The 13,251-nt window shown below is 60.0% G+C and carries 14 protein-coding genes; 5 read left to right on the forward strand and 9 right to left on the reverse strand.

Annotated features, from left to right (window positions below; genetic code table 11):
* The first annotated feature begins 6 nt into the window (after positions 1-6).
* Positions 7-1,617, forward strand: a complete 1,611-nt coding sequence (locus tag QMX93_RS11725) for an arylsulfatase (protein ID WP_282355920.1) — start codon at positions 7-9, stop codon at positions 1,615-1,617.
* Between the two features lie 104 nt (positions 1,618-1,721).
* Here QMX93_RS11725 and QMX93_RS11730 read toward each other — a convergent pair whose 3' ends face one another.
* Positions 1,722-2,795 (reverse strand): fatty acid desaturase, encoded by a 1,074-nt coding sequence (locus tag QMX93_RS11730; protein ID WP_282355922.1) that lies wholly within the window; start codon positions 2,793-2,795, stop codon positions 1,722-1,724.
* Between the two features lie 100 nt (positions 2,796-2,895).
* Between QMX93_RS11730 and QMX93_RS11735 the strand changes: the two genes are divergently transcribed.
* Positions 2,896-3,900, forward strand: coding sequence for an AraC family transcriptional regulator (locus QMX93_RS11735; protein ID WP_053116479.1), 1,005 nt, complete (start codon positions 2,896-2,898; stop codon positions 3,898-3,900).
* Positions 3,901-4,003: 103 nt separating this feature from the next.
* Here QMX93_RS11735 and QMX93_RS11740 read toward each other — a convergent pair whose 3' ends face one another.
* Both QMX93_RS11740 and QMX93_RS11745 read right to left on the reverse strand, forming a co-directional pair.
* A complete protein-coding gene (locus QMX93_RS11740; protein WP_282355925.1) occupies positions 4,004-5,389 on the reverse strand; it encodes a heavy metal sensor histidine kinase in 1,386 nt (461 codons plus the stop codon).
* Positions 5,379-6,059, reverse strand: coding sequence for a heavy metal response regulator transcription factor (locus QMX93_RS11745; RefSeq protein WP_053116476.1), 681 nt, complete (start codon positions 6,057-6,059; stop codon positions 5,379-5,381). Before QMX93_RS11745 ends, QMX93_RS11740 begins: the two co-directional genes overlap by 11 nt.
* A 135-nt stretch (positions 6,060-6,194) precedes the next feature.
* Here QMX93_RS11745 and QMX93_RS11750 point away from each other — a divergent pair, with 135 nt between their 5' ends.
* Both QMX93_RS11750 and uraH read left to right on the forward strand, forming a co-directional pair.
* Positions 6,195-6,680: a heme-binding protein gene (locus tag QMX93_RS11750; protein WP_282355926.1), complete on the forward strand. Its 486-nt coding sequence runs from the start codon at positions 6,195-6,197 to the stop codon at positions 6,678-6,680.
* Between the two features lie 12 nt (positions 6,681-6,692).
* The gene (gene uraH / locus QMX93_RS11755; RefSeq protein ID WP_016987599.1) at positions 6,693-7,103 is read left to right on the forward strand and encodes a hydroxyisourate hydrolase; all 411 of its coding nucleotides are present in this window, start codon (positions 6,693-6,695) and stop codon (positions 7,101-7,103) included.
* A gap of 155 nt (positions 7,104-7,258) precedes the next feature.
* On the opposite strand, the gene QMX93_RS11760 is transcribed toward uraH, so the two are convergent.
* Positions 7,259-7,936, reverse strand: a complete 678-nt coding sequence (locus tag QMX93_RS11760; RefSeq protein WP_282355934.1) for a Crp/Fnr family transcriptional regulator — start codon at positions 7,934-7,936, stop codon at positions 7,259-7,261.
* Positions 7,937-8,020: 84 nt separating this feature from the next.
* On the opposite strand from QMX93_RS11760, the gene QMX93_RS11765 reads away from it, so the two are divergent.
* Entirely contained in the window at positions 8,021-8,545 is a 525-nt protein-coding gene (locus QMX93_RS11765) for an Mpo1-like protein (RefSeq protein ID WP_282355936.1), read from the forward strand.
* 153 nt (positions 8,546-8,698) lie between these two features.
* Here QMX93_RS11765 and QMX93_RS11770 read toward each other — a convergent pair whose 3' ends face one another.
* The 5 genes from QMX93_RS11770 to oscA all read right to left on the reverse strand — a co-directional run bounded on the left by QMX93_RS11770 (position 8,699) and on the right by oscA (position 12,947).
* Positions 8,699-9,688 (reverse strand): sulfate ABC transporter ATP-binding protein, encoded by a 990-nt coding sequence (locus QMX93_RS11770; RefSeq protein WP_053116472.1) that lies wholly within the window; start codon positions 9,686-9,688, stop codon positions 8,699-8,701.
* Positions 9,689-9,691: 3 nt separating this feature from the next.
* Positions 9,692-10,564, reverse strand: coding sequence for a sulfate ABC transporter permease subunit CysW (cysW, locus tag QMX93_RS11775; protein ID WP_034151824.1), 873 nt, complete (start codon positions 10,562-10,564; stop codon positions 9,692-9,694).
* Positions 10,565-10,577: 13 nt separating this feature from the next.
* Positions 10,578-11,396, reverse strand: a complete 819-nt coding sequence (cysT, locus tag QMX93_RS11780) for a sulfate ABC transporter permease subunit CysT (protein ID WP_008080019.1) — start codon at positions 11,394-11,396, stop codon at positions 10,578-10,580.
* Between the two features lie 205 nt (positions 11,397-11,601).
* Positions 11,602-12,615, reverse strand: a complete 1,014-nt coding sequence (locus QMX93_RS11785) for a sulfate ABC transporter substrate-binding protein (RefSeq protein WP_008080017.1) — start codon at positions 12,613-12,615, stop codon at positions 11,602-11,604.
* A gap of 149 nt (positions 12,616-12,764) precedes the next feature.
* Complete coding sequence (gene oscA / locus QMX93_RS11790; RefSeq protein WP_034151822.1) at positions 12,765-12,947, reverse strand: sulfur starvation response protein OscA; 183 nt, start codon at positions 12,945-12,947, stop codon at positions 12,765-12,767.
* Positions 12,948-13,251: the final 304 nt, after the last annotated feature.

The raw sequence follows: 13,251 nt of genomic DNA on the forward strand, positions 1-13,251 counted from the left end.
TTCGCAATGCCGCAACGTCCCAACTTTTTGGTGATTCTGGCCGACGATCTCGGCTTCTCCGACATCGGTGCGTTCGGCGGCGAAATCGCCACGCCGCACCTTGATGCCCTGGCCAACAATGGCCTGCGCCTGACCGATTTTCATACCGCACCGACCTGCTCGCCGACCCGTTCGATGCTGCTCACCGGCACCGACCACCACATCGCCGGCATCGGCACCATGGCCGAAACGCTGACCCCGGATCTGATCGGCAAACCGGGTTACGAGGGTTACCTCAACGACCGCGTCGTCGCGCTGCCCGAGTTGCTGCGCGAGGCCGGTTATCAAACGTTGATGAGCGGCAAATGGCACCTCGGTTTGAAAGCTGAACTGGCGCCGCATGCGCGCGGTTTCGAGCGCTCGTTTTCGCTACTACCGGGCGCGGCCAACCACTATGGTTTCGAGCCGACCTACGATGAGCAAACGCCGGGCCTGCTGAAATCGACCCCGGCGCTGTACATCGAAGATGACCAGTTTCTCGACGAATTGCCGAAGGATTTCTATTCCTCCGATGCCTTCGGCGACAAGTTGCTGCAATACCTCAAGGAGCGTGATCAAACTCGGCCGTTCTTCGCTTACCTGCCATTCTCCGCACCGCACTGGCCGTTGCAGGCGCCCGCTGACATCGTCGAGAAATACCGTGGCCGCTATGACGCCGGCCCGGAAGTGTTGCGCGTTGAAAGGCTGGAAAAACTCAAAGCCCTCGGCCTGATTGAGCCAGACGTCGAGCCGCATCCACTGATTCAGTTGACCAAACAGTGGGACGTGTTAAGCGACGAGCAAAAGCAGATTTCCGCGCGGGCGATGGAGGTCTACGCGGCGATGGTCGAGCGCATGGACTGGAACATTGGCCGGGTCGTCGATTACCTGCGCCAGCAGGGGCAACTCGACAACACGTTCATCCTGTTCATGTCCGACAACGGTGCCGGAGGCGCACTGCTCGAAGCGTTCCCGAAATTCGGCCCGGAACTGGTGACGTATCTCAGCCAGCACTACGACAACAGCCTCGACAACATTGGTCGGGCCAACTCTTACGTCTGGTACGGGCCGAACTGGGCGCAGGTGGCGACCGCGCCGTCACGGCTGTTCAAAGCGTTTACCACCGAAGGCGGGATTCGCGTGCCGGCGCTGCTGCACTATCCGCAGCTGGCGATCAAAGGACAGATCAGCCATGGCTTCGGCACGGTGATGGACATCACGCCGACGATTCTCGATCTGGCCGGCGTGCGTCATCCGGGCAAGCTGTGGCACGGTAAACCGGTGGCGCCATTGCGTGGCAAATCGTGGCTGGGATTCTTGTCGGGCGAGACCGCGCAGGTGCACGACGAGCACACGGTGACGGGTTGGGAATTATTTGGGCGAAGGGCGATTCGGCAGGGATCGTGGAAAGCGGTGTGGATCCCCGGGCCAGTGGGGCCGGCGACCTGGCAGCTTTATGATTTGAGCAGCGATCCGGGGGAGATTCATGATCTGGCGTTGAGTCAGCCGGTGAAGCTCAGCGCGTTGATCGGGCATTGGCAGCAGTATGTCGAGGAGACCGGGGTGATTCTCAGCGAGTCGCCGTTTCAGCCGGATTGATGCTGCCTGAAATACCGCATTCGCGAGCAGGCTCGCTCCCACAGGGAACCGTATTCCAAATGTGGGAGCGAGCCTGCTCGCGAAGAGGCCTTTGCAGTCAACCGTTATGCCTGAGCGATACGCACCTCTTCCTGCGCAACCGCATCTTTGCGAACAAACCGGTTCGCCCGCCCAAACGTCCCGAAATCATTAAACCTCACCCCCATCTCACGCATCACCTTATGCGCCACCGGCACGGTCATCTGGCGGATATAAAACGGTTCCTTCACCACAAAATGATGAATCCCGTGACTGCTGCCAAAGTTGAAGCAGAACGCCTGCAACGGCCACAGCCACCAAGGGTTGAGCACCTGACACTGCTGCAGCACGTTACCCAGTTCAACATCGCCGTAGTAATGCATGTTCGAGCTGATGAAGTGCAGGCAAAACGTACGCAAAACATTCGGGCCGATGATCACCACGGCGGCGATATCGATCACCTGCATCACCGACAACGTCGTCGCTGACCATTCAATCGGCGCACCCAGCAGATACGCAATGCCATTGGCCGCATGAAAACCGAGAAACACATACCACGCCCCCCAATGCACCAGCGCCAGCGGCGCGTAGACCTTCAACGTGCGCTTGATGATGCTGAACTTGTGCGCCCAGGTCTTGGCTCGCAGCATGCGGATAAACGCCGACATCACGTTGTCGCCGACCATCAGCAAACGCGCAAAACCCCACGGCTCGCCGTTGGTGATCGCGCGCTCCTCCATGTCAGTTTCAGTGCCGGAGACCTTGTGGTGATTGAGGTGCAGATGCCGACGAATCCACGGGTTGATCGTGCTCGGCCGCGCCAGCCACACCAGGCCCATCATCAAATTGTGCGGCACGCGCTGCTTGCGGAAATACATGCTGTGGATCAGGTCGTGCTCCAGCTCATGGGTCAGCGAAGCAAAAAAAGCATTGAGCAACAGGCATGCCCACCACGCCATATGGCCGGTGATGTACAGCGTCGCCGAGCCGATCATCCCGATCAGGGCAAAGGCCAGAATCCCCGCCCCAAGCGCATCCTGATGCTTGAGAATCGGGTAGCGCTCGCGCAATTCGACGCCTTTGGCCAGCACCACTTCGCGAATATGTGCTGATCGCTGGGCCGCATTGTGTCGCTGGGGACTTGCAGAAGTACCGTCCATGCTTCCATCCTCGGGTTTATGATGTTCGCATCGTGCCTCGCCAGTGCTTCAATTGCGGTAGCCGAGAACGCCAACCTGTTGACCGGAAGCGCCAATCAGCATGAAGGAACCGACCTCCCTCGCCAGTTGGACCCGTGCCTTGCGCAAACAACTTGATGCGCTGGGGCTGGACAGCATTGCCCTGTGCCAACAGGCCGGGCTCGATCCGAATTTGATGGACGACCCCAACGCGCGCTATCCACTGTCCGGCACCACGCGCCTCTGGGAAATCGCCGTGCAGGTCAGCGGCGACCCGGCGATTGGTTTGCGCGTGTCGCGGTTCGTCAGCCCGACCACGTTCCATGCGCTCGGTTATGCGCTGGTCGCCAGCGGCAGTTTGCGTGAAGTGTTTGAACGCATCGTGCGCTATCACCCGGTGGTCAGCGATGCGCTGGAACTGGAACTGAGCCGCAGCGACGACCGCTATCAATTCCGTCTGAAAATTCCGTCAGGCAATCCGGCGCCAGCCTTCGAAGCCATCGACGCGTTCACCGCGATCTACGTGCGCACCTGCCGCAATCGCCTCGGCCGCGACTACGCGCCACTCGCCGTTTACCTGCGCCGTCCGGAACCAACCGACGCGCACCAATGGCACAAAGTCTTCCGCGCCCCGGTGCATTTTGGTTGTGCCGAGGATCGTCTGGAGTTCGCCCTCGTCGACTTCGACAGCCACCTCGACGACGCCAACCCGGAACTTGCCGAACACAATGAAGCGGTGCTCAAACGCACGATGGCTCAGCTCCAGCCGCTGACATGGGAGCGCAAGGTGCGCGATGCCATCGAAGAACAATTGCCGGAAGGTGAGCCGAGCGCTGAGCGAATTGCTCAAGCGTTGCATTTGAGTTTGCGCAGCTTGCAACGGCATCTGGCGGATGAGGGTTGTCGCTTCGACACACTGCTCAACGAGAGCCGCGAGAACCTGGCGCTGCTGCACCTGCGCGATCCGCAGTGTTCGTTGAGTGAGGTGAGTTATTTGCTCGGGTTCGCCGATACCAGCAGCTTCAGCCGCGCGTTCAAGCGCTGGACGGGGATGACGCCGGGGCAGTTTCGGGATGGGTTGCGCTGATCCAGAATCAGGGTGTCTGATCTGGCGCCATCGCGAGCAGGCTCACTCCTACAGTAGGAACGCATTCCAACTGTAGGAGTGAGCCTGCTCGCGATAGCGTCCTTTAATTCAACGCAAAACCCAGCTCAAAAACAGTGCCGTCAGCATCACTACTCACCCGCACCTGTCCCCCATGCAACTGCATGATCGACTGCACAATCGCTAGCCCCAAGCCACCCGAATCCCCCGGTTCTGCCCGTGAAGGATCGACGCGGTAGAAGCGGTCGAACAGTTTGCTCAGATGCGCCTGCGCAATCGCCGGGCCATGGTTGTGCACTTGCAACCAGCATTCACCCGACTCGTCGCGGCGACGCAGACTGATCACCGATCCTTGATCGGCATGACGCACGGCATTGGCCAGCAGATTGCCGAGCGCCCGTTGCAACAATTGCTGATCGGCAAGCAGTTCACCGTGCAATTGATTGTCGAGCCGCACGTCACGGTCATCCGCCAAGGCTTCAAAGTAATCACACAGCTCACCGCCAACGCTGGGCAAATCCAGGGTTTGCAGATTCAGCGCGCGTTCGGCCTGTTCTGCCCGGGCGAGGAACATCAGGTTTTCCGCCATGCGTTTGAGCCGTTCGAACTCTTCCATGTTCGAGGCCAGCACTTCCTGATATTCCTCGGTGCTGCGCGGGTGATTCAGCGCCTGGCCGTTGCTCGCCAGCAAGGTGTGCAACGGCGTGCGGATTTCGTGGGCGAGGTCGGCGGAGAACTGCGACAGGCGCTGCACGCTGTCGTCCAGTCGCGCGAGCATGCCGTTGAGCGCTTGCACCGGTTCAAGCAATTCTGCCGGCGTGCCATTGGCAGGCAGGCGTTGATCAAGGCTACGCAGATCGATGCCGCGCACCGCTTCGCTCAACTGCCGCAACGGTTGCAGGCCCCGGCGCAGCAAGAGCAAGCCCAAGGCAAAAGCGAGCAACGCACCGAGGCCAACCGACAGGTACAAGCGCATGCGATAACTGCCGAGCATCTGCTCACGCTCGCTCAGCACTTTGCCGGCAATGACCGTCAGCGGCTCGCCGTTCGGCCCCTGCGCTTCGCCGGACAACAGCGCCAGTTCAGCACCGTCCGGCGCTTGCCAGGTCAGCACATCGGGACGCTGCGGCGTTTGCTCGCGGGGGATGGCGTTCAGTGCGGGCAACTCGCGCTGCCGTGGATTGATCGCGATCACGCTTGATCCGTCGGCACGCCGCACCAGCAACAGGCTGTCGAGATTGCCGAGCATGTTCTGATACAGCCGAGGCCGCGCCTGCAAAGCGCCGAGGCTGTCGCTGTCGGCGAGCAAGGCGCGCACTTGCTCCAGTCGACCGAGTAACGCGAGGTCGTCGCGGTAGGCGATTTCCGAGGCCAGCGAGCGGTAGAGAAACACGCCAATCGCGCTCAGCACCAAGGCGCAAACAATCGCGAACGCCAGCGCCAGTCGCCAGGCGATCGACTTAGAGCGCATCGTCCGGCGCTTCCAGTTGATAACCGACACCGCGCACGGTGTGGATGAGTTTCGGCATGTACGGATCATCGACTTTCGAACGCAAACGCCGCACGGCGACTTCGACCATGTTGGTGTCGCTGTCAAAATTCAGGTTCCACACCTGTGAGGCGATCAGCGTGCGCGACAGCACTTCGCCCTGGCGACTGGCGAGCAGTTGCAGCAGGGCGAACTCCTTGTTGGTCAGGGCGATGCGCTGGCCATTGCGGCTGACGCGGCGGCGCAGCACATCGATTTCCAGATCGGCGATGCTGTACGACTCGGCTTCGCGCATCGGCCCGCGGCGCAGCAAGGTGCGCACGCGCGCGAGCAGTTCGGCGAAGGCAAAGGGTTTCAGCAAGTAATCGTCGGCGCCCAGTTCGAGGCCGCGCACACGGTCTTCAATGGCGTCCTTGGCGGTGAGGAACAGCACCGGCGTGGCGCCGCGCTGGCGAATCAGTTGCAGCAATTGCCAGCCGTTGAGGCCGGGCAGCATCACGTCGAGGATGATCAGGTCATATTCCTGCTGCTCGATAAAGTAGCGCCCATCGAGGCCATTGAGCGCCACGTCCACGGCAAAACCCGACTCGCCCAGGCCTTTGGCGAGGAAATTTGCGGTTTTGGCTTCATCTTCTACGACCAGCAAACGCATGGCACACCTCGATTGATAGGCACACAGGCTAGGCGCCTTCGGCGACGTTGCCCATTACAAACTTGTAATCCAACTGACGAGGTTCTGACGAAGACCGCCGATTAAGGTGACGACCTTCGCTTCTGGAGCTTGTCCATGACCCTGAAATTCTTGCTCGCCAGCCTGACCCTCGGCCTCAGCGCCGGGGTTTACGCCAGCCCGGAACTGCCGCGTCACGCTGACCTCGACCTGAAAACCGCACGTCTGCTCGCCGACACCGCCATGACCAATTGCACCGGCACGGTGTCGGTGCTCGATCGCGGCGGCAACTTGCTGGTGACCTTGCGCGGCGACGGCGTCGGCCCGCATAACACCGCCGCCAGCCAGCGCAAGGCGTACACCGCGCTGTCGACCAAAACCGCCACCCGACTGTTCGCCGAGCGCGCTCGCAGCAATCCGGAAACCGCCAACCTCAACACCCTCGACGAATTGTTGTTGCTCGGCGGCGGTATTCCGCTGTTCCTCGGCACTGAACTAGTGGGCGCAATGGGCGTGGCCGGTTCCGGCGGCGGTGAGCAAGACGAAAACTGTGCAATCAAGGCGGCCGAGAAAACCGGCCTGGCCACCACCCGTTCCCAATAAGGAGATGCATCGATGAATACTTTGCGCATGACTTTCGCAGCGCTCGGCCTGAGCGCTTTCTCAAGCCTGGCGCTGGCCGCTGGCAACCCGTTGAGCGTGCACGTGCTCAATCTGGAAAACGGCCTGCCGTCGCCGGGCATCAACGTGACTTTGGAGAAGCACGTTGGTCAGGACTGGCAGCCGCTGGCTCAGGGCACCACCAATGAACAAGGACGCATCGCCGAGCTGTTCCCGGCCAAGCAGCCTTTTGAGGCGGGTGAATACCGCGTGGTGTTCAAGACTGGCGAGTACTTCAAGAAGGTCAAGCACGACACGTTCTTCCCGGAGATTCCGGTGATTTTTGAAGTGAAGCAGACCGATCAGCACTACCACATCCCGCTGCTGCTGAGCCCGTACGGTTTCTCGACCTATCGCGGCTCGTAAAATAAACACAGATCCTCGGAACAGGCCTCTGTGGCGAGGGGATTTATCCCCGATGGACTGCGCAGCAGTCCCATTTTTAGGGCCGCTGCGCGCCCCAGCGGGGATAAATCCCCTCGCCACAAGTATGGGTTTCCACTGCGGATAATGTGGCGCCGTTAGATCGTGGCCAGGGTGCGCAATCGCGTGGCATCGAGGATTTCGATCTCGCCGTATCCAAGACCGATAATCCCCTGCCCCTGCAAATCCTTGAGGATCTGGTTAGTGGTCTGCCGCGACAGCGACAGCATCGACGCCAGTTGCTCCTGCGGCAGCTGCAGCACTCGGCGCGGCGCGTCGAGTTCGCCGTAACCTTCGGCAATCATCAGCAAGCGATGCGCCAGACGCGCCGGGGCCGGCAGCAGGCTCAGTTGTTCCAGGTTGATAAAGGTCAGGCGCAGTTTGTGGCTCATCAACAGCGCCAGATGTCGCCAGTTCACCGGGTTCTCATCCAGCAACTTCAGCAACGTCGCCTGCGGAATATTCAGCAGCAGGCACGGCCCGACTGCATACGCATCATGGGTACGCGGCTGCCCGTCGAACAGGCAGATTTCGCCAAACCAGTGCGGCGCCTCCACCAGACTCAACAGCGCCTCTTTGCCCTGCTCACTCACCGCACCAATGCGCACCGCGCCCTCAAGCACCGCGTACAAACCGCAAGGCGCATCACCACGCTGAAACAAGCGCTGCCCTGCCGTCAGCCGCCGCTCCCGGGCCGCCGCCAGCAAGCTATCCTGAAAGGACACCGGCAGATGACTGAACCACTGGCCGCTCATCAGCCGTGAACGAATTTGCATAAACACTCCTGGATTGTCGCCTGCCTGACAGAGCGAACCCTGATCCCGAGGGATGATGCGATCAACCCTACCGGAGGAACAACAATGAAAAGCCTCGTCGACCATCTCAGTCAATACGCCGCCTACCACCGTGATCCGCGCAACATCGCCAGCCACTTTATCGGCATTCCGCTGATTGTGGTGGCTGTGGCGGTTTTGTTGTCGCGGCCGGAATGGTCGCTTGGCGGCTTGTGGATATCTCCAGCCGTTATCGTGGCGCTGGCCTCGGCGTGGTTTTACCTGAGACTGGAAGTGAAGCTCGGCGTATTAATGACCGCGCTGATGGGCCTGTCGGTCTGGGCCGGGCACGTCTTGGCGCAGCAGAGCACCATGGTCTGGCTGAGCAGCGGGCTGGCGATGTTTGTGGTGGGCTGGGTGATCCAGTTTGTCGGGCATCACTATGAAGGGCGCAAACCGGCGTTTGTCGATGACGTGTCGGGGCTGATTGTCGGGCCGTTGTTTGTGGTGGCCGAGTTCGCGTTCATGCTCGGGATGCGGCATGAGTTGAAAGAGCAGATCGAGGCGCGGGCGGGGGTTGTGCGAGTTAATCCGAATCGTGCGGCTGTCTAGACCGCATTCGCGAGCAAGCTCGCTCCCACAGGGATTTTGGTTGTTCCGATCGTTCCCACGCTCTGCGTGGGAATGCCGCCATGGACGCTCCGCGTCCACTGTGACGCGGAGCGTCACGGGATGCGTTCCCACGCAGAGCGTGGGAACGATCAGTTAAAGGCTGGCGACTTTCTGCCAGACCTTCGGCTTGAAGAACAGGGTTTCACCCTTGGCCAAGCCGATCAGGCTGTCGTGGTCTTTCACCACTTCAGCCTCGATCAAATCCGTCTGCCCCTCAACCTTCAACGTCACCCGCGTGGTCGCACCCAACGGCCGGATATCGCGCACCTCTGCCGCGTGATGATCCTCCAGCTCATGCCTCGACAACGACACTTCGTGCGGGCGGAACAGCACGTGATTGTCGTCGCTCAGCAGCAAGCGGTTCGAATCGCCGAGGAAGTGATAAACGAAATCGCTGGCCGGGTTTTCGTAGACGTCGCCCGGTGAGCCGATCTGTTCGATCACACCCTTGTTCATCACCACGATACGGTCAGCAACCTCCATCGCCTCTTCCTGGTCGTGGGTCACGAACACCGACGTCAGGTTGATGTCTTCGTGCAGACGCGCCAACCAGCGGCGCAATTCCTTACGCACCTTGGCATCAAGGGCGCCGAACGGCTCATCCAGCAGCAACACTTTCGGCTCCACCGCCAAGGCGCGGGCCAGGGCGATACGCTGACGCTGACCACCGGACAACTGCTCCGGATAACGATCCGACAACCAATCCAGCTGCACCATGTTCAGCAACTCATGAACCTTGACCGCGATCTGGCTTTCGCTCGGGCGCTGGTTTTTCGGTTTCATGCGCAGACCGAACGCGACGTTGTCGAACACGGTCATGTGACGGAACAACGCGTAATGCTGGAACACAAAACCGACATTGCGATCACGCACGTCGTGGCCGGAAACGTCTTCACCGTGGAAAACGATGTTGCCGTTATCCGGGGTTTCCAGACCGGCGATAATCCGCAGCAGCGTGGTCTTGCCGCAGCCCGAGGGGCCGAGCAGCGCGACCAGTTCACCGCTGTGAATGTCCAGGCTGATGTTGTCCAGCGCCTTGAACGCATTGAAATTCTTGCTGACGTTACGCACTTCGATCGACATGAATTATTCCTCCGCGGCGCTGGCGCGCAGGCGGTTGATACGGTTTTCGCTCCACTGCTTGGCCAGCAGGATGAAGAGCGCCAGGATCAGCAACAGGCTCGCCACGGCGAACGCGGCCACGTGGTTGTATTCGTTGTAGAGGATCTCGACGTGCAGCGGCAAGGTGTTGGTCACCCCGCGAATGTGCCCGGAAACCACCGACACCGCACCGAATTCACCCATGGCCCGCGCGGTACACAGCACCACGCCATAGATCAGGCCCCACTTGATGTTCGGCACGGTGACATGCCAGAACATCTGCCAGCCGTTGGCGCCGAGCAGGCGCGCGGCTTCCTCTTCCTGCGTGCCTTGTTCCTGCATCAGCGGAATCAGCTCACGGGCCACGAACGGCACGGTGACAAAAATCGTCGCCAGTACGATGCCCGGCAAGGCGAAGACGATCTGGATGTCGTGATCCTGCAGCCATGGCCCGAACAGTCCCTGCGCGCCGAACATCAGCACGTAGACCAGACCGGCGATCACCGGCGACACCGAGAACGGCAGGTCGATCAGCGTCACCAGCATGCTCTTGCCACGGAACGAGTACTTGCTCACGCACCATGCGGCGCTGACGCCGAACACCAGGTTCAGCGGCACCGAAATCAGCACGGCGAACACGGTGAGTTTCAGTGCCGACAGTGCATCCGGTTCAAAAATCGCGGTGAAAAATGCACCGAGGCCATTCTTCAAACCCTGCGATACAACGATGAACAACGGCAACAGCAGAAACAGGAAAAAGACCAGCCAGCCAAGGCCGATCAGGACTCTGCGCGAAGTGGCACTGCCACGGCGTGCAGCGTTGGCCGAAGAGGCGGCCGCAATAGACGATTGGGACATTGTTCGCGCCTCCTTATGGGGTTTCGATGCGCCGCTGCAGCAAGTTGATCAGCAGCAACAGGACGAAGGAAACCACCAGCATCAACACGCCGATAGCGGTGGCGCCGGTGTAATCATATTGGTCGAGTTTGACCATGATCAGCAGCGGCAGAATCTCGGTTTTCATCGGCATGTTGCCGGCGATAAAAATCACCGAACCGTATTCGCCAACGCCACGCGCGAACGCCAAGGCAAAACCGGTGAGCCAGGCGGGCAGCAGCGCGGGGACGAGGATGTGGCGGAACACCTGCAAGGGTTTCGCACCGAGGCACGCGGCGGCTTCTTCGACTTCACGAGGGATGTCGGCCAGCACCGGCTGCACCGTGCGCACCACGAATGGCAGTGTGACGAAGGTCAGCGCGAGGGTGATACCGAGCGGGGTATAAGCGATTTTGAAACCGAGGTCAGCGGCGAATTGCCCGACCAGGCCGGCCGGCGCATACAGCGCGGTCAGCGCGATACCGGCTACGGCGGTCGGCAGCGCGAACGGCAGATCGATCATCGCGTCGATCACCTTGCGCCCCGGGAACGTGTAACGCACCAGCACCCAAGCCAGCAGCGTGCCGATGATGCCGTTGATGATCGCGGCACACAGCGCGGTGCCGAAGCTCAGCTTCAATGCCGCCAGCACGCGCGGTGCGGAGATGATCGCCCAGAACTGATCCCAGGTGAGTTGAGCGGCGTGGACGAACATCGCCGCTAGCGGGATAAGCACAATCAGGCTGAGGTACACCAAGGTGTAACCCAGCGTCAGCCCGAAGCCGGGTATGACGGGGGAGATACGACGCGACATAAAAGTCCTTGGTTAAAAACGCATCAATGTGGGAGTGAGCCCTGTGGCGAGGGGATTTATCCCCGTTGGGCAGCGAAGCTGCCCCAAAACCATCACATGCGGTGTATCTGGTTTTCCGCATTTGCCGATTTTGGGGCTACTGCGTAGCCCAACGGGGATAAATCCCCTCGCCACAAAAGCCCGCTCCCACAGTTTTGTAGTCAGATTACTGCGCCTGATAAATCTGGTCGAACACGCCACCGTCGTTGAAGAATTTCGGTTGCGCAGTTTTCCAGCCGCCGAAGTCTTTGTCGATGGTCACCAGATCCAGTTTCGGGAACTGCTGGGCGTATTTGGCGGCGACTTCTTTGTCACGCGGACGGTAGAAGTTTTTCGCGGCGATTTCCTGACCGGCCGGGCTGTACAGGTGTTTCAGATACGCTTCGGCGATCTGCTCGTTGCCTTTTTTCTCGGCATTCTTGTCGACCACGGCCACTGGTGGCTCGGCGAGGATCGACAGCGAAGGCACGACGATGTCGAACTTGTCGGCGCCGCCATCTTCTTTCAGGGCCAGAAACGCTTCGTTTTCCCAGGCCAGCAACACGTCGCCCTGACCGTTGTTGACGAAAGTAATGGTCGAACCGCGCGCACCGGTGTCGAGGATCGGCACGTGCTTGAACAGGGTCTGTACGTATTCTTTAGCTTTGGCTTCGTCACCGCCATTGGCTTTCAGGCCGTAGGCCCACGCGGCGAGGAAGTTCCAGCGTGCGCCGCCGGAGGTTTTCGGGTTCGGGGTGATCACCGAGACGTCGTTCTTGACCAGATCGCCCCAGTCCTTGATGCCTTTCGGGTTGCCCTTACGTACCAGGAAGACGATGGTCGAGGTGTACGGCGTGCTCGCTTCCGGCAGACGCTTCTGCCAATCGGCCGGCAGGGTCTTGCCGAGTTTGGCGATTTCGTCGATGTCGCCGGCCAGAGCCAGGGTCACCACGTCAGCGCGCAGACCGTCGATCACCGCACGACCCTGCTTGCCCGAACCACCGTGGGATTGCTGGATTTTCACGGTGTCGCCGGCATGATCTTTTTGCCAGAACTTGATGAACTCAGCGTTGTAGTCCTGATACAGCTCGCGCGTCGGGTCATACGACACGTTGAGCAGCTCGTAATCCTTGGCAACGGCAGAACCGGCAAACACAGCACTGGCCAGGGCGGCCAAAGCGTAACGGCGAATCGACGACATGGTGAAAGCTCCTGGAATTCTGGGTGGTGGCTTTTTTCTTATGTATTTCGCAAATCGTGGTGCCGGTTCAAAGATCGCAGCCTTCGGCAGCTCCTACACACACAGCCCCCTGTAGGAGCTGCCGCAGGCTGCGATCTTTTGATCTTCACTCAGCCCGGTTGCTTACCCGGTTGCTGCAAACGGAATTTCTCTTTGCGTTCGATCTGCACGACTTGCGCGTTGTGCACAGTGATCTCCACCGCGCCAAATCGCAGATCGCGCAGAGCGCTCTGGATTTCACGCAAAATGGTGGTTTCGTCCTGACCGTCAACGCTGCGAAGGGATGCGCTCATGGTGCTGCTCCTTTGAATGGGATATGCCTGGCAGTGGGCGGCACTGCGTTCGGCGTGGGAGCAATATAAGAGAGGCGCGGATATTCTTAAAAAGACTATTTAAGAATGTTTATATAACTGAAAAACATTATGTGGCGGGGCAAGGGTTTGCGCCGATCTGTGAGCGACAGATAACCCTGTGGCGAGGGGATTTATCCCCGTTGGGTTGCGAAGCGACCCTGAAAATTTGGGGACTGCTGCGCAGTCCAACGGGGATAAATCCCCTCGCCACAGGTTTTGTTCACACCGCAGTGTTTGTGTGCAC

Origin of the sequence: Pseudomonas sp. PS01303, from assembly GCF_029959385.1 — a bacterium.
GTDB classification, from domain to species: Bacteria; Pseudomonadota; Gammaproteobacteria; order Pseudomonadales; family Pseudomonadaceae; genus Aquipseudomonas; species Aquipseudomonas rustica.

Bases quoted from the DNA above. Each gene is read 5' to 3' on its own strand.
- QMX93_RS11785 (WP_008080017.1), bottom strand. From the start codon at position 12,615: ATGTCGTCGATTCGCCGTTACGCTTTGGCCGCCCTGGCCAGTGCTGTG.
- oscA (WP_034151822.1), bottom strand. From the start codon at position 12,947: ATGAGCGCATCCCTTCGCAGCGTTGACGGTCAGGACGAAACCACCATT.
- QMX93_RS11770 (WP_053116472.1), bottom strand. From the start codon at position 9,688: ATGTCGATCGAAGTGCGTAACGTCAGCAAGAATTTCAATGCGTTCAAG.
- QMX93_RS11765 (WP_282355936.1), top strand. From the start codon at position 8,021: ATGAAAAGCCTCGTCGACCATCTCAGTCAATACGCCGCCTACCACCGT.
- QMX93_RS11745 (WP_053116476.1), bottom strand. From the start codon at position 6,059: ATGCGTTTGCTGGTCGTAGAAGATGAAGCCAAAACCGCAAATTTCCTC.
- cysW (WP_034151824.1), bottom strand. From the start codon at position 10,564: ATGTCCCAATCGTCTATTGCGGCCGCCTCTTCGGCCAACGCTGCACGC.
- QMX93_RS11740 (WP_282355925.1), bottom strand. From the start codon at position 5,389: ATGCGCTCTAAGTCGATCGCCTGGCGACTGGCGCTGGCGTTCGCGATT.
- QMX93_RS11735 (WP_053116479.1), top strand. From the start codon at position 2,896: ATGAAGGAACCGACCTCCCTCGCCAGTTGGACCCGTGCCTTGCGCAAA.
- uraH (WP_016987599.1), top strand. From the start codon at position 6,693: ATGAATACTTTGCGCATGACTTTCGCAGCGCTCGGCCTGAGCGCTTTC.
- QMX93_RS11750 (WP_282355926.1), top strand. From the start codon at position 6,195: ATGACCCTGAAATTCTTGCTCGCCAGCCTGACCCTCGGCCTCAGCGCC.
- QMX93_RS11725 (WP_282355920.1), top strand. From the start codon at position 7: ATGCCGCAACGTCCCAACTTTTTGGTGATTCTGGCCGACGATCTCGGC.
- QMX93_RS11760 (WP_282355934.1), bottom strand. From the start codon at position 7,936: ATGCAAATTCGTTCACGGCTGATGAGCGGCCAGTGGTTCAGTCATCTG.
- cysT (WP_008080019.1), bottom strand. From the start codon at position 11,396: ATGTCGCGTCGTATCTCCCCCGTCATACCCGGCTTCGGGCTGACGCTG.
- QMX93_RS11730 (WP_282355922.1), bottom strand. From the start codon at position 2,795: ATGGACGGTACTTCTGCAAGTCCCCAGCGACACAATGCGGCCCAGCGA.